Source organism: Secundilactobacillus hailunensis, assembly GCF_005405185.1.
GTDB lineage: Bacteria > Bacillota > Bacilli > Lactobacillales > Lactobacillaceae > Secundilactobacillus > Secundilactobacillus hailunensis.
Genome location: NZ_BJDO01000001.1, coordinates 125,603 through 140,278, shown reverse-complemented (window position 1 = coordinate 140,278; position 14,676 = coordinate 125,603). Strand labels below are relative to the sequence as shown.

The window sequence follows — 14,676 nt, the reverse complement described above, 5'->3', positions numbered from 1 at the left end:
AAATAGTGTAGTGTCCTATTTGCGTGTTCAAATATAATAATGGTATAGAAAAAGGAGTTGAAAGGCAAACTGCCTATCAACTCCAAATATCGTAGCACCCTTTTTTCATGTCACCATCGTAGCTAATTTTCAAGTAATCGGTTATTCTAATACTAGTAAAAGCAACGGGTTAACCAAATGGAGGCAATCATGGCAAGTGGACAAGCGTTACCAGCAAAAATTAAAACGGTGTGGCGAATTAGTGCGGGATGTTCATTTTTAGTCGGATTATTGATTACGGGAGGTCTATTAACGGCCACCGTCATTTGGCAATGGTCACGTTTATTTTGGCTAATCAGTGCGGGCTTAACCATTGCAGAGGTTGTCATCGAGCTGGCATTGATTCCTTATCGCTACCGATTTTGGCGCTACCGGATCTCAGAACGTGACGTGGAGATCGAATCAGGGTTCTTCTTTCACCAGCAAACGGCAATTCCCATCAACCGGATTCAAAATGTCACGCTGGAAGCTGGCCCGATTCTTCAGTGGCAGAAACTGCAGACTGTCAGTATTGAAACGGCTGCAACGACGCATAAAATTGAATCGGTATTGCCGGAAACTGCTCAACAGTTAAAGCAGCAGATCATGGGTTTAGCACTGGAGGCGACACCGGATGACCGCTAAACACTTACATCCGCTGGCAATATTGCCAATGATATGGAAGAATCTCGTCAACGTGGTTTTTTCAATTCTGATCGTATTTGGGCTATTTAAAGTCTTAAAACAGTGGCAGTATTTCACGATTTTAGGGATCGTAGTGTCGCTAGCAGTCCTGTTAGCAATTCTAAAATATTGGTGCTTAACGTATGAATTGGGGAATCAGGCAATCACCATTCATTCGGGTGTTATTTTCCGCCAGCAGGTTCATATTCCCTATAACCGGATTCAAACCTTACAGTTGAAACAGTGGTTTTACATGAAACCATTTCACGTCTTTGCGGTAAGCATCGAAACGGCCGGTCAGTCTCACGCTAAAGCGGAAGGGCAGTTACCCATGGTTGCTAAAGACGTGGTCGATCAGTTGCAGGCGATAGTTAATGGTGATTCCCAAACCTTTACAGCAACTGCAAACGAGATGAAGCCCAGTACCGTTTACCGCATCAGCTGGTCAGATTTGAACGCTTACGCAATTACGTCTATGGGCATTATGCCAATACTGGTCGCTTTAGGGTGGCTATACGATAAACTAGATGATGTGCTACCGCAAAAATGGCTGAATGCGGTATTTAGTCGCACAGCACATATCAGTGTTTTACTCATCGTGGGTGCTGTAATTGGGGTCTTAATCCTCGGAATACTGATCAGCTATCTCATTATTATTCAGCGCTATTATCATTTTCAACTGGTAAAACGCGATCAGCGGCTGTTGACTGAAAAGGGCTTTTTTCAGCGAAATACGATTGTGGCTTCGTTGGATCGAATTCAAGCAGTGGTCATTTCGCAAACCATTCTCAGACAATGGCTAAAATTGGTGTCAGTTCAGGTGATACTAGCATCATCAGCTGCCGATAATGAGGATCAAAATAACCTGGTTATGATGCCGGTGGTCAAGCAGCAACATTATGACCAGACACATACTTTTATCCCGTGGTTACCGCAAGCATTGCCAACGTATACCCGAATCAGTCCATGGGCAAAATGGTTATTAATTCGCAATGCTGTTATGATTGCCATTGTGCCAGTCCTGATTTTAGGAATCGTTTTTCGGCCGTGGGGCTGGCTTTCACTAGTCGTATTACCAATAGCGGTGGGATTAGGGGCCTATTCTGGTCAGAATATGGGTGTGGCAATTTTAAGTCCGCAGCTGATGAGTACTCGGGATGGTCATTTCTTTAAACGGTCGACTTACCTGATCCCTAGGCACCACATTCAGGCCATGATGCTGAAACAATCAGTCTGGATGAAACGCGCCCAGCTCGCACATTTACAGCTTGAATTACGGCATGGTGATTCTGTCCAGAAAGTTGAGGTTCGCTACTTACCAATCCAAGCGGCACGCTCACTTTACCAGTGGTATCGCAGATAAAAATGAAATTTTCTGATAAAAAGTAAGCAAACACGTATACCATTTTCATAAGAAGTGGTAGGATATTAACTGTTGGGAATAATATTCAGAATATTATTCCGTGGAGGGTTGACAAGTGTAATTTCAGCCCTTTATAATAGGAGCCAATAAAGGTTTACATTTTCATTTCATTTTAATCTTATTTTAGAGGTTACGAACAGGAAGAGTAATTGAATCTGCAGGTACAGAAAGTTCCGGTTGATGAAAAGGGATCCTGATGATTTAACGAAGTGCGCCTGGTCAAAGAACCCATCTGCTCAATAGCAGACCGTTAGGACACGTTATCGTCCCGGGCTTGAAAACGAGCCATAGATAGTATATTACTAGGGTGGAATAGCGATTTTAATCGTCCCTGTCAGTTTAGAAATGGACTGATGGGGACTTTTTATTTACCCAAATTGAGTAATTTCTAAAATAAGATTAAAATATAATGTGATAATTTTAAGTCAGGGGGCACAATCATATGAGTAGCTGGCAGATTATCCAGCAAAGTTTACCGCTTTTTGAAAAGGGTTTTGTACTCACACTTTGGTTATCGTTTCTCGGGATCATTGGTTCAATTATCGTTGGCCTGATCTGTAGCCTATTAAAATATTTTCGGGTGCCTGTACTTAGCCAAATTGCGGCAGTTTACGTTGAGATTTCCCGGAATACGCCACTTTTGGTACAGCTGTTCTTCTTGTACTATGCGTTTCCGGTGTTTGGGTTTAAGTTAAACGCCGAATTGTGTGGCATCATTGGCCTCATTTTTCTTGGCGGCAGTTACATGGCCGAAGGATTCAACGGTGGGTTCGACGGTGTTGCTAAAACCCAAGTTGAAACGGGTAAAGCAATCGGTTTATCGCGGATACAATTAGCCCGTTACGTTGTTTTTCCCCAAGGATTTACGTTGAGCGTGCCAGCACTGGCAGCCAACATCATCTTTTTGATCAAGGAAACGTCGATCTTTACGGTGATTGCGATTCCAGAATTGACGAATACGGCACTAGATCTGATTGGGATGTACTACCGATCCAACGAGTATCTATTGGTACTCGTGATTGGGTACGCGATTATTTTAATTCCGTTGTCAATTATTCTGACGTTACTAGAAAAGAGGGTTCGTTATGGCGCATTCGGGAATTAACGTTTTATTCGAGGGGCGCAACCTCATCCGTTTATTTGGCGGCTTGTGGACGACCGTTGAAATCGCGGCGGTTGCGTTAGTCTTAGGATTGATCCTAGGTGTGATCTTAGGCGTTTTGCGGACGTTTCCTAACCGGTTATTACGGTTAGTGTTACGGCTCTATCTGGAATTCTTCCGGATCGTGCCAACGGTGGTTTTACTGTTCTTGTTTTACTATATTTTACCGAAGCAATTAGGGGTCAATATGCCCGCCAACCAAGTGGCAACGCTTGTGTTTGCACTGTGGACGGCTGCTGAAATGAGTGATATCGTCCGTGGTGCGTTGATCTCGGTACCGAAACACCAGCGTGAATCGGGCATGGCGATCGGCCTTAATCGGCTGCAACTTTACCGCTACGTTTTGATTCCGCAGGCGGTTTCATTGGAACTGCCAGCCACCATTAATCTGGTGACTCGGGTGATCAAAACGACCTCACTATTAATGCTGATCAGTGTGATGGATGTCATTAACGTTGGACAGCAAGTGGTAGAAGCCAATAATCAAAAATATCCCACGGGTGTCTTTTGGGTTTACGGCATCATCTTCGTGATGTATTTTGCAATTGACTACCCATTGTCCTGGTGGGCAAAACGAATGGATAAGAAGAGATTGGAGCGGGCAAATGGCTAAACAAGTGATTAAAGTCGAACATTTGGAGAAATATTATCAAAAAGACCACATCCTGCACGATATTAATTTTTCAATTGATCAGGGTGAGGTTGTGGCGTTACTGGGACCATCTGGTTCAGGGAAAAGTACGCTGATCCGGTGTTTGAACGGACTGGAACCTTATCAAAACGGGACGGTGACCTTTAACGGTGACCAGGTGGTACCAACGGAAAAGAACTGGCAGAAACTGCGTCAAAAAATTGGGATGGTCTTTCAATCTTATGATTTATTTCCTAATTTAACGGTGTTAGATAATATTCTGCTAGGCCCCGTTAAGGTGCAGAAACAGTCACGAGAAACAGCAAAAGCGGCGGCTGAAAAATTACTCGATCAAGTGGGCTTGCGGGAATACGAAAACGTGTATCCGCGGCAATTATCGGGTGGTCAAAAGCAGCGAATCGCTATTGTGCGGGCTTTAGCATTGAATCCTGAGTTAATGCTGTTTGATGAAGTCACTGCTTCGCTTGATCCAGAAATGGTTCGAGGCGTGCTGAACATCATTTCAAAACTCGCCCAAGATTCTGATATGACGATGATTGTGGTGACTCATGAAATGAACTTCGCCCAGCAAATTGCCGACCGGGTCTTATTCTTGGAAGATGGCAAGATTTTGGAACAGACCAAGGGTGACCAGTTCTTCAAGCAGCCGCAAACGGATCGGGCCAAGGAATTTTTGGAGAGTATGGATTTCTAGAGTGTGAAGCGGGCCGTTAAGATAGCGGAGTGCAAGCCGGCTTTGACAGAAATCCCGGGTTTGGATTTATGTCAAAGCCGGCTTGCATGCAGCTATCTGGCCCGCTGAACACGTTTCGGCTGGGAAGCCGAAAACAGGGTAGCCATTATTTAAAAGAAGGATGACATAAATCCCGGGTTTGGATTTATGTTAAAGTTCGCTTACATGCAGCTATCTGCCTCGCTGAACACGTTTCGGCTGAGAGGCCGAAACAAGTAGCCATTATTCATAGGTATCACATTTAATTAACCAACCAGGCTTTAAAAACCAACAAAAAATATAGGAGGATACACAGATGAAGAAATTTGGGTTCAAGAAACTCGCATTGTTCTTAGGAATTGCAGCTAGTTTAACGCTGGTCTTAAGCGGTTGCGGTAGTAACAGCAAGAGCAGCAAATCAGCTAGTCAAAGCAGCAATAATCCCAGCACGGTTCAGCAGATCAAGAAGCGTGGGACGATTCGCATCGCGGTCTTCGGCGATCTGCCACCATACGGCTGGGTCAACAAGCAGGGTCAGCGTGTCGGTTATGATTTGACGTTGGCCCGGCAAATTGCCAAGGATCTCAAGGTTAAGCCAAAGTTTGTTCAGGTCAATGCCAATAACCGTGTCGATGCATTGAACTCCAACAAAGTTGATTTAGTGCTGGCAAACTTCACCGTGACGCCGCAACGGAAACAAGTGATTGACTTTGCTTCACCATACATGAAGGTTTCCGTAGGGGTCGTGTCACCTAAATCCAAGGCAATTACTAAGGCCAGTCAGCTTCAGGGTAAGAACCTGATTGTGACAAAGGGGACCACCGCTGAAAACTACTTTACTTCTAAACAGACAGGCGTTAATTTGCTGAAATTTGATTCTAAGACACAGCAGTTTAATGCTTTAAAGAATAATCGAGGAGTCGCTTTGGCAGACGATAATTCTTACCTCTATGCCTGGGTCAAGGACCAGCCGAAGTACACGGTTGGTATTAAGTCTATCGGTCCTAAGCAATACATTGCACCAGCCGTTAAGAAGGGCAACAAGTCATTGTTAGACTGGACGAATAAGGATATTAAGAAGTTGAACAATAACGGCTTCTTTGAAAAAGATTACAATTCACAATTGAAACCATACTTTGGTAAAGAAGTTAAACCATCCGATATCGTTATCAAATAAAGTGACCCGGTAACTTATTGGTTGATAGTACGGTTAAAGGCGCATCACCTGAACTTGTAACTGGTATTTGTGAGAATACCAGCTCGCAAGTATTTAGGTGATACGCCTTTTTTGGATGAGTCTAAATACAGATTATCATAAAAGCCCACTACTGATTGGACAATTCGTCTAACCGGTAGTGGGCACTGCAGTCTTGTTATTAATTATCTAGTGGTGAGCAGAGCGTGATTTACGAGCGGCCCGTTTGCGGTTTTCTTCGAACCGTTCTTCTTCGTCTTCGATGGGTTCAACGACCTTTTTCTTGAACGATAAAGCGGCACCAGCAACTGCACCGACTGTAGCGACTGCGCCAAATAAAAATCCCTTGACAAAATGTTTCATTGTGAAAGACCCCCTAACAGGTTAAAATATGATTGATTACCTACATTATGCAGGTTTTAGGCTTGAATTTCCAGTAATTAACAAAATTATAACGGAGTGATAAACGTGAAGAAAGTATTGGCCATTATCGGGCCGACAGCGGTTGGCAAGACCGCGCTATCTTTGGAACTGGCAGCAAGATTTCAGGGTGAGATTATTTCCGGTGACTCCATGCAGGTCTACCGGGGACTAGATATTGGGACGGCTAAGATCATGCCTGCAGACCGACAGCATATTCCCCATTATTTAATTGATATTCGCAATATTGATGAACGGTATTCCGTGGCTGATTTTGTGGCGGAAAGCAGACGGCTGATCGATGACATCTCTGCGCGGGGTGGGCTGCCCATGATCGTGGGCGGTACCGGATTTTACCTAAAAGCACTGCTCTACGACATGAACCTGGGTGGCGACCATTTCGAGCAGTCCAAACAAGTCAGAAATAAATGGCACGACTACGCAACGGTTCACGGTCAGCAAGCGCTGTGGGATCATTTAAATAAAATTGATCCGGACGCTGCAAGTAAGATTCCGGTCACAAACGAGCGTAGAGTGGTCCGAGCACTAGAGGTGTATGAACGGACGGGAACCCTGTTTTCGAAGCAACAAACGACACTGCAGCCCAGATATGATGCCTATGTGATTGGCCTGAATACTGATCGCGCCAAGGTGTACGAACGGATCAATCAGCGAGTCGACCAGATGCTGTCAATGGGTCTACTGGAAGAGGCCCGCAAACTGTATGAAGCAGGTGGTGAACAGTGGCAGTCCGGCAAGGGTATCGGCTACCGAGAACTCTTTCCCTATTTCAAGGATGACATTTCAAAAACGTCAGCGATTGAAAAAATCAAACAGGACACGCGGCACTATGCCAAACGTCAGTTAACCTGGTTTCGACACCAGATTCCGGTCCACTGGTACGATATTATTGCTGATCCGACTCAAAAGAAAGCCATTGGGACGGCGGTTTCAGCATGGTTAGAAAAATGATGTAATAAAACATAACATGAAGTGTTGACAGGCAAACGAATAGTGGTATGATTAAACCTGTTAGAGGGAGGTGAGTGTAATGGCAGAAAAAGAACTACAGCGATCCAAGTCAGTTCTGCCAATTGGGACGGTCATGAAGTTAACTGATCTTTCGGCCCGGCAGATTCGTTATTATGAAGAACAGGAGCTGGTCATTCCGCAACGAACGGAAGGCAATCGGCGGATGTATTCATTGAACGACATTGATAAACTGCTGGAAATCAAAGATTATTTAAATGACGGGATCAACATGGCAGGAATCAAAGCCATCTATGCGCAACAAAAGAAACGGCAGAATGAACTGAAAAACGATTCGCTGACTGATAACGATGTTCGTCGAATCTTACATGATGAATTTTTGAATATTAGTGGGCTTGAACCTAATTCTGGCACTTCATTACATTCACAACGCCCCCTTAAGTAACATTATTGCTGACTATTAACACAATCTATCATTCAAGGAGCGATTTTATGCCAACGCATGATTACAGTAAAGACGATATTCGTCAAATGGCCAAAGACCAGGATGTTCAATTCTTACGGTTAATGTTTACCGATTTGTTTGGAACAATCAAGAACGTTGAAGTCCCAATTTCTCAATTGGGTAAGTTACTGGATAACAAATTAATGTTTGACGGGTCTTCAATCGACGGCTTTGTTCGCATTGAAGAAAGTGATATGTACCTTTACCCTGATCTTTCAACCTGGATGATTTTCCCTTGGAGCAGTGATCGCGGTAAAATCGCTCGGGTGATTTGTGAAGTTTATACCCCAGATAACAAGCCATTTGAAGGCGACCCACGGAACAACTTGATTCGGGTCCTTGCCGATATGCGTAAGGCCGGTTTTACCGACTTCAACATTGGACCAGAACCAGAATTCTTCCTATTTAAGATGGATGATAAGGGCAAGCCAACGATGGACTTAAATGACCAAGGTTCATACTTCGATATGGCACCAATGGATCTGGGTGAAAATTGCCGTCGTGAAATTGTGTTAACCTTGGAAGACATGGGCTTTGATGTTGAAGCTGCCCACCATGAAGTGGCACCAGGCCAACACGAGATTGATTTCAAGTATGCCGATGCCTTACACGCTGCTGATAACATTCAAACCTTCAAGCTGGTTGTTAAGACGGTTGCTCGTAAGTTTGGGCTATACGCAACCTTTATGCCAAAACCATTGACTGGTATTAACGGTTCCGGGATGCATTTGAACATGTCACTCTTCCATGACAAGGGTAATGCCTTTTACGATGAAAAGGGTGATTTGCAGTTATCACAAGCTGCTTACTACTTCTTAGGTGGTCTGTTGAAGCATGCTCGTAGCTTTACTGCCATCTGCAACCCAACGGTTAATTCATACAAACGTCTAGTTCCTGGCTACGAAGCACCTGTCTACGTTGCTTGGTCTGGTTCCAACCGGTCACCATTGATTCGGGTACCAAGTTCACGCGGTTTATCAACTCGGCTAGAACTTCGTAGTGTTGACCCAACTGCTAACCCATACTTAGCCATTGCTGCTGTTTTGGAAGCTGGCTTGGATGGTTTGAACAATAAGATTGTTCCTGAAGAATCCGTTGATCGTAACATTTACCGGATGGACGACAAGGAACGTCGTGAAAGCCACATTACTAACTTACCTGATACGTTGCACAATGCCTTGAAAGACTTATCTGCTGACGAAGTCATGCGCAAGGCAATGGGTCCGCATCTTTATGCCAGCTTCATTGAAGCTAAGAATTTGGAATACGATGCTTACCGGACCCAAGTTTCTAAGTGGGAACGCGATCAGTACCTTGAACAATACTAAACCTTTAAAATTAGCGTAACAATAGCCTGCTGACCAGCCATTTTGACTAGTCAGCAGGCTATTTAATTGGTTAAAGAGTATTATGAATCAATACTACGGAACCTTTTGAAAAAGGGCAAGGAAACTGATTCTTTTAAGGACGTGGTGAATTGCCTATAATCGTGATAACGATTATAATAAAATGGTAGCGAAATTAGCATTGCAACATAACTGTCATGAAACGTGCCTTAGTAAAATAAACCGTAACCGCTATCTAGCATTTATTAAATGATAGATAAGTATGCAGTGTTCCTAGAAGCTCGTTACTTTAGTGATGAGTAGTTTACTAATCTAAAATTATCATTTAAAATTAAACTATGTACAGTGAGAAATAACAATCGAGGGATAATTACATGCCGAATAATAATGAAGATAAAACGCAAGAAGTTACGCCAGGTCAGGCTCAGCTTGACTCATCTATCACCCAGAAGATCAACTATTTGCAGACGCTGCAATCAGCACTAAATGATCATGATGATCGCCAAATCTATGAGCTGATCGATAGGACTCGTTATGAGCGAGAAGTTAAAAAATCGCGTTCAACGACTAAAACGCAGGAGTTAGCAGACTTAGTGGCGGATGATCATGAACAGCTAAGTCACTATTTAAGTGAAAAACTGATCGATTACCTTGGGAAGACCTATCCTTTCTTCTACTATGATGAAGTGAAGGACGGCGAATTTGACATTTACTTTGGTAATTGGTGGGATCGCCGCAAATTTGGTAAGCTGGACGTTTTAAACGTGGCTTTTGAGTTTGATGAAACCGAGTATAACAAACTTAAGCGGGCCTTTGAACTTGATGCGCTCAATCAGCGGTATAACACGGATAACATCGCCGATATCACCGCTAATAGTGCTGAACTTCAAAAACTGATTGAAGGCCAAGATGAGCGTGACCACGAAAAGGAAAAGCTCAGACAGCAGCTGAAAGATGTCAGTCAAAAGAGTACGCTGCCTTGGGATTCTGGTAAGGTCAAAGAAGAGCGTCAAGGGATCGTTGATCAGCTGTCGAAATTAGCGGATGACGATGAAGAAGCAATTAATGCCAACAAGAAGATCAAGGAAAACGATGAAAAGATTCTGAAGTTATCGAAAGAGGATACAATTTTAACCTACGAAAAACAAAGTATCCAGCAAAAATTTGAAGACTTTTCACACTTTGAATCACATAATCAGAGTTTATATACGGATTACCTGACAAATTTAATTGGTAAAGGGCAGGTGAAGGCTGATGATTAATGAGAACGATCCATCGACGCTAAGTACTAGCGGACGGTTATTATCCTATAATAATGCGGTCAAAGAGGGATTAAAGACTGGTCAGCATTTCACCGAACTCATGGACCAATTGATCAATACGAAGGATCCTGAAAAACTGGTTGAAGCGGCTCAGACACTATCCGTTTTTGAACTTGATAGTGACTACGTAACGTTTCCACATCAATACAATAACGCGGACTACTACTTAATTTTTATGAGCCGTTTATTGGAACTGCATGATCAAGGAGAAGCCATCACCCTGGAATCTCACGAAGATGATCAGCACTTGACCCAGCAAATCGCTGCGTTAGGCGATCTAGGGATGTTTGCGTTTGTCGGCGCCAATGATTCTACTGGTGGGGTCTATTATCAGGATCGGGTCACGGACGAGACGCTCTTTTATTTAAACCTTTCGCGACAGGTGATGCGGTTTAATAGCAGTGCCATTACTAAATTATTTATTGAGACGTATGCCGATAAGCTTGAAAATGACCAATTACTGACAGCAACTGATTTGTTAATTGCATTTGGCCAGGCCCTTAAAACTGACTTCGGCTTCGATGTAGACTTCAACTTGTTAGATACAAATAATAATGAATTTTACGAATTTTCGACCAGTAATTTGGCCAGTGAAGTGGTGGATAAACTATTCGTGGCTGCGGCACAAGAGAACTATATGCTGAAGCATGATAAGGATGGGGCCGTGTTGGAATTGGCACCGGATTTAACCCTTAAAATTGCGAGTCATAACGCCAATGGTGGGGCAGCTTGGGGTCTTTACGTGACGGATAAAGACCAAACCGTTTCTTGGTTTAAGGTCTTGCTAGAATATCCATTCCTGCGTAAATGGTATCTTGAAAATATTAGTGATTTACAGATTCGCTCTGATAATTTAGTCTTTTAGAGGTGACATCTTGACATTAGATTTAGCAAATTTATTACAGACAGCCATTCAACGGCGTAACCAATATAACTATGAACATCAAGTCGCAGTGGGTCCAGAAGAGGGGTTACGGGTCGACTATGTCGCACTCAGTGTCTCACTGGCTCGTTTGTCCGACCTAATGGGCTGGTTTAAGCTGGGGCAAAAAAAGCCTGACGTGTCGTCTGAAGACCTGTTAAAAGCGTACATTGAAGTTATCGATCATACGTTTCAGGTAGCCGCAAGACAAACTTGGTCGCACTTAATTGTGATGAAGCCCGAAGACTTAGATAAATTAGCCCATAAAGCACCAGCTAAGAGTCTGAGTCAACAATATTTGGCCATTTCACATTTTCTGGACCAATCGTTCTTTGATCGGCAGCAGGCCGCTTTTCGGCACGCTTGGCACTTGATCTTAAAACTTGGTCTTGTGGATCTTAAGCTTACTGAGACGCAGATTCAAGACGCTTATTTGAATAAATAAAATGAATTAACAAAAGGGTCCGCTTATCACGAATGATAAGCGGACCCTTTGCTGTAAAAATATAAAAGCAATTAGCTAATGTGTAATAATTTGAAGAATAGCTGCATGTAAGAATGCTTTGGTGCAGTAACAAGGTGTTTTGACTGTGCACGCTGACGGCTTGCGCTGAGATACAATTCCCATGCGCCTGCAAATAGAAACAAGCCAATAATAAATGAAATAAAAATCATCGCAATGCCTCCCCATAAAAGATTTCAATTACGTTACAATTACATTATCGTTTTGTGACGAAAGATTTGCAAGTAATTTTATTAAAAAAATTTGAGAATACAATTAGTTCATTGGTTACTGCAGAAAGCCCTTACAATGATAGATGTATAGCTCAATAAGGGGCTATAAAGGGCTTTAGACGAATTGCTTAAGCGTATTAAACTGTCCATCTCTTAACCCTTAAAAAAGGGTAAAAAAATTCCAAGTCGGCTAAAAGACAGCTACTTGGAAATGGCCCATTTTAATCTAGTGCGGCAAGAGAGGTTCGAACCCTCGACCTACGGTTTAGAAGACCGTTGCTCTATCCAGCTGAGCTATTGCCGCATAACAATAAAACAACATGTATAATTATATGTGAATATGGGTGTTAAGTCAATTCAAAAAGTGGGTTTAAACACCTTAAACTAATATCTATTCGAAATTGGAAACGGCAATGGAGAAAATTGAGTATTTCGATTTAAATAACCCAGAATTTTTAATAATTATGGTAAATTAATGAAAAAATAGGTAACTTTTCTCACCATTTAATTCTTTACAATTGAAATCTATAGCTAGCACTGATAAAATTAGTTCGAACCAATTAGTTAAAATTGAAAGCGCTTGTGGAGGAGTACTTTTGATTTTAATGGCACTGTTAATCAAATTGGTGAATAGGCATTAAAAATTTTCGGTGAAATGATCAATGGAGGTTGTCATTTTCATTAAAGGATGGGGTGTACGTAATGAGTAGAATGATTGAAATGAAAGGCAAGCAGTTTGGCCGCTTGACGGTAATTCGTCAGAACGGACAGGATCCCAAGAATGCTGATCTACTGTGGGAATGCCGGTGCAGCTGCGGCAATATTGTTACCGTGGATGGTGCCCGGCTTCGTGGCGGTTACGTGAGAAGCTGCGGGTGTCTACGTCGGGAGTTAGCCCATGAGCGTTATAGCCAAAACGAGGGGTTTACCAGAAATATGGGGAACCCGGAAAACTTGCGGAATAGTGATGGCATTATGGTTTCTTCTTTAAAGGAGTCACCACGCAATACGTCTGGTGTCGTTGGCGTGTCGTATGATAAGACGACGAATCGCTGGCTGGCACGGTTGATGTATGGTGGTCGCTATGTTTTACTGAAGAGTTTTGATAATAAAGCAGAAGCAATCGATGCTCGTAAAGAAGCTGAAAAAATGTACTGGCACAAGACTAAAGTCGATAAACAAATTGTTGGGTAGTGATTAAAAAGGTGCACTGGATAATCCAGCGCGCCTTTTTTGCTGCTTCTGTGCGTTAAATACATTACATTATAGTAATTTAAATTAGATTAAATTATTGAAGACAATCTCTAATTAGTGAATTTGACAGCGGTGCCATAGGCGGCTACCGACTGCATATCAGTGCCGATTGAACCAGAATCAAACCGCATCATGACCACTGCGTCTGCGCCCAGATCCACCGCGTTTTGTCTTAACCGGTCGATAGCTGTGTCGCGGGCTTCTACCAGCATCTTCGTGTAATCCTTGATCTCACCGCCAACGATGTTTTTTAATCCAGCGCCAATGTTGCGTACCACGTTTTTAGACTGTGTGGTCAGGCCGAATACTTCACCAATAATTTCGTATTCCTGACCGGGAATTTTTTCGGTTGTGGTTACAATAATTTCTGACATGATAATAGCCTCCCTCATTTTGCGTTCAGTTTAGCATATTGCGCCTGATTAAGCGACAAATGATTACGGGAAAACCTTAATGACCTCACCAGCGGGAATGGTGCGAGGCTGGTGGGTCGTTGCGTCAACAATGACTAACTGGCCTAAATGATTGACGTCAGACACCGTGCCGGTAATTAATGACTGGCCCAGCTGAAGCTGAATCTGGTGGCCCATTAACATGAGATGACGTTTATACTCACTTAAAAATTTAAGATTGGTATAGGTGAAACATGATTGATAAAGCTGGCTGATCAGTGTGATAAAAAAACGTTGCCGAACCGTTTCAGTGGGCACTGCGGACAGGAGATTACCAGCAATATTTTGAATGTCGTTTGGAAAACTAGACTGGAACAGATTGATCCCAATGCCAATGATAATTGCACCATGGGCGCCTTGTTCAACTAAGATGCCAGCAATCTTACGGTCATGCAGGTAAATATCATTGACCCACTTAACGTCAACGGTGAGCTTAAAGCAGTCTTGAATGGCGCTCACTGTAGCCGTTGCCAGACTAGTCGTAAATAATCCCACTTTAGGAGCATCAATTGTTAAATCGGGCATGATCAAAGTGGTATAGAGTCCGCCATTGGCAGCGGAGTAAAAGGGTCGGGAAAATTTACCCACACCGGCTGTTTGCTGATCCGCCCATATCACATCAGGTGTCTGGCGTGCGGCTTGCTCACAGAGTTGTTTGGCATATTGATTAGTCGAACCAATTGTTGCAACGTGCAGCAAACTGATTTTGGTGTCAATTTGAGTATTTAACGCGTTTTCAATATCAGTATCATCCATTTTATGACCCCCAGTCTGTGATAAGACTAGCATACATGATTTGAGCCGAATTTCAATAAGTAGTTTGATGGTCAAACTACTTAATCTTTAATATTTCTTAAAAAATTGGCCTTAATACTGAACAGAGA

Annotated in this window: 16 protein-coding genes and 1 tRNA gene; 13 read left to right on the top strand and 4 right to left on the bottom strand. The window is 42.9% G+C overall.

The genetic code is table 11. The annotated features are described in order from the left end of the window. The first annotated feature begins 186 nt into the window (after positions 1-186). From FFM73_RS00680 to FFM73_RS00655, 6 genes are all read left to right on the top strand, one after another. Positions 187-663, top strand: coding sequence for a PH domain-containing protein (locus tag FFM73_RS00680; RefSeq protein WP_171001138.1), 477 nt, complete (start codon positions 187-189; stop codon positions 661-663). Next, positions 653-2,065 (top strand): PH domain-containing protein, encoded by a 1,413-nt coding sequence (locus tag FFM73_RS00675; RefSeq protein ID WP_137629872.1) that lies wholly within the window; start codon positions 653-655, stop codon positions 2,063-2,065. The genes FFM73_RS00680 and FFM73_RS00675 overlap by 11 nt, the downstream gene beginning before the upstream one ends. A 502-nt stretch (positions 2,066-2,567) precedes the next feature. Further along, complete coding sequence (locus FFM73_RS00670) at positions 2,568-3,230, top strand: amino acid ABC transporter permease (protein WP_137629871.1); 663 nt, start codon at positions 2,568-2,570, stop codon at positions 3,228-3,230. Continuing rightward, on the top strand, positions 3,211-3,900 hold the full coding sequence (locus tag FFM73_RS00665; RefSeq protein WP_137629870.1) for an amino acid ABC transporter permease: 690 nt from the start codon (positions 3,211-3,213) through the stop codon (positions 3,898-3,900). The genes FFM73_RS00670 and FFM73_RS00665 overlap by 20 nt, the downstream gene beginning before the upstream one ends. After that, entirely contained in the window at positions 3,893-4,633 is a 741-nt protein-coding gene (locus FFM73_RS00660) for an amino acid ABC transporter ATP-binding protein (RefSeq protein ID WP_137629869.1), read from the top strand. The genes FFM73_RS00665 and FFM73_RS00660 overlap by 8 nt, the downstream gene beginning before the upstream one ends. Positions 4,634-4,967: 334 nt before the next feature. Continuing rightward, the gene (locus FFM73_RS00655) at positions 4,968-5,828 is read left to right on the top strand and encodes a transporter substrate-binding domain-containing protein (RefSeq protein WP_137629868.1); all 861 of its coding nucleotides are present in this window, start codon (positions 4,968-4,970) and stop codon (positions 5,826-5,828) included. Between the two features lie 207 nt (positions 5,829-6,035). Here FFM73_RS00655 and FFM73_RS00650 read toward each other — a convergent pair whose 3' ends face one another. After that, on the bottom strand, positions 6,036-6,209 hold the full coding sequence (locus FFM73_RS00650) for a DUF3042 family protein (RefSeq protein ID WP_089136611.1): 174 nt from the start codon (positions 6,207-6,209) through the stop codon (positions 6,036-6,038). Positions 6,210-6,314: 105 nt separating this feature from the next. Between FFM73_RS00650 and miaA the strand changes: the two genes are divergently transcribed. The 6 genes from miaA to FFM73_RS00620 all read left to right on the top strand — a co-directional run bounded on the left by miaA (position 6,315) and on the right by FFM73_RS00620 (position 11,796). Next, positions 6,315-7,238 (top strand): tRNA (adenosine(37)-N6)-dimethylallyltransferase MiaA, encoded by a 924-nt coding sequence (gene miaA, locus FFM73_RS00645; protein ID WP_137629867.1) that lies wholly within the window; start codon positions 6,315-6,317, stop codon positions 7,236-7,238. A 79-nt stretch (positions 7,239-7,317) separates the two neighbouring features. Further along, positions 7,318-7,701: a MerR family transcriptional regulator gene (locus tag FFM73_RS00640; protein WP_054655047.1), complete on the top strand. Its 384-nt coding sequence runs from the start codon at positions 7,318-7,320 to the stop codon at positions 7,699-7,701. Positions 7,702-7,748: 47 nt separating this feature from the next. Next, complete coding sequence (gene glnA / locus FFM73_RS00635) at positions 7,749-9,089, top strand: type I glutamate--ammonia ligase (protein ID WP_137629866.1); 1,341 nt, start codon at positions 7,749-7,751, stop codon at positions 9,087-9,089. Positions 9,090-9,481: 392 nt separating this feature from the next. Further along, positions 9,482-10,369, top strand: coding sequence for an exonuclease SbcC (locus FFM73_RS00630; RefSeq protein ID WP_137629865.1), 888 nt, complete (start codon positions 9,482-9,484; stop codon positions 10,367-10,369). Next, entirely contained in the window at positions 10,362-11,294 is a 933-nt protein-coding gene (locus tag FFM73_RS00625) for a hypothetical protein (RefSeq protein WP_137629864.1), read from the top strand. The genes FFM73_RS00630 and FFM73_RS00625 overlap by 8 nt, the downstream gene beginning before the upstream one ends. A gap of 10 nt (positions 11,295-11,304) precedes the next feature. Further along, positions 11,305-11,796: a hypothetical protein gene (locus tag FFM73_RS00620; protein ID WP_137629863.1), complete on the top strand. Its 492-nt coding sequence runs from the start codon at positions 11,305-11,307 to the stop codon at positions 11,794-11,796. A 520-nt stretch (positions 11,797-12,316) separates the two neighbouring features. On the opposite strand, the gene FFM73_RS00615 is transcribed toward FFM73_RS00620, so the two are convergent. After that, a tRNA-Arg gene (locus FFM73_RS00615) sits at positions 12,317-12,390 on the bottom strand. 398 nt (positions 12,391-12,788) lie between these two features. On the opposite strand from FFM73_RS00615, the gene FFM73_RS00610 reads away from it, so the two are divergent. Further along, positions 12,789-13,280 carry an AP2 domain-containing protein gene (locus FFM73_RS00610; RefSeq protein WP_137629862.1) on the top strand — a complete coding sequence of 164 codons (492 nt, stop codon included), beginning with the start codon at positions 12,789-12,791 and terminating at the stop codon, positions 13,278-13,280. A gap of 110 nt (positions 13,281-13,390) precedes the next feature. Here FFM73_RS00610 and FFM73_RS00605 read toward each other — a convergent pair whose 3' ends face one another. Together FFM73_RS00605 and FFM73_RS00600 are read right to left on the bottom strand one after the other, a co-directional pair. Continuing rightward, a complete protein-coding gene (locus FFM73_RS00605) occupies positions 13,391-13,714 on the bottom strand; it encodes a heavy metal-binding domain-containing protein (protein WP_137629861.1) in 324 nt (107 codons plus the stop codon). Between the two features lie 63 nt (positions 13,715-13,777). Next, on the bottom strand, positions 13,778-14,548 hold the full coding sequence (locus tag FFM73_RS00600; protein WP_171001135.1) for a biotin--[acetyl-CoA-carboxylase] ligase: 771 nt from the start codon (positions 14,546-14,548) through the stop codon (positions 13,778-13,780). Positions 14,549-14,676 lie beyond the last annotated feature (128 nt).

Bases quoted from the DNA above. Each gene is read 5' to 3' on its own strand.
- FFM73_RS00660 (WP_137629869.1), top strand. From the start codon at position 3,893: ATGGCTAAACAAGTGATTAAAGTCGAACATTTGGAGAAATATTATCAA.
- FFM73_RS00665 (WP_137629870.1), top strand. From the start codon at position 3,211: ATGGCGCATTCGGGAATTAACGTTTTATTCGAGGGGCGCAACCTCATC.
- FFM73_RS00640 (WP_054655047.1), top strand. From the start codon at position 7,318: ATGGCAGAAAAAGAACTACAGCGATCCAAGTCAGTTCTGCCAATTGGG.
- FFM73_RS00630 (WP_137629865.1), top strand. From the start codon at position 9,482: ATGCCGAATAATAATGAAGATAAAACGCAAGAAGTTACGCCAGGTCAG.
- FFM73_RS00625 (WP_137629864.1), top strand. From the start codon at position 10,362: ATGATTAATGAGAACGATCCATCGACGCTAAGTACTAGCGGACGGTTA.
- FFM73_RS00655 (WP_137629868.1), top strand. From the start codon at position 4,968: ATGAAGAAATTTGGGTTCAAGAAACTCGCATTGTTCTTAGGAATTGCA.
- glnA (WP_137629866.1), top strand. From the start codon at position 7,749: ATGCCAACGCATGATTACAGTAAAGACGATATTCGTCAAATGGCCAAA.
- FFM73_RS00605 (WP_137629861.1), bottom strand. From the start codon at position 13,714: ATGTCAGAAATTATTGTAACCACAACCGAAAAAATTCCCGGTCAGGAA.
- FFM73_RS00600 (WP_171001135.1), bottom strand. From the start codon at position 14,548: ATGGATGATACTGATATTGAAAACGCGTTAAATACTCAAATTGACACC.
- FFM73_RS00610 (WP_137629862.1), top strand. From the start codon at position 12,789: ATGAGTAGAATGATTGAAATGAAAGGCAAGCAGTTTGGCCGCTTGACG.
- FFM73_RS00650 (WP_089136611.1), bottom strand. From the start codon at position 6,209: ATGAAACATTTTGTCAAGGGATTTTTATTTGGCGCAGTCGCTACAGTC.
- FFM73_RS00670 (WP_137629871.1), top strand. From the start codon at position 2,568: ATGAGTAGCTGGCAGATTATCCAGCAAAGTTTACCGCTTTTTGAAAAG.
- FFM73_RS00675 (WP_137629872.1), top strand. From the start codon at position 653: ATGACCGCTAAACACTTACATCCGCTGGCAATATTGCCAATGATATGG.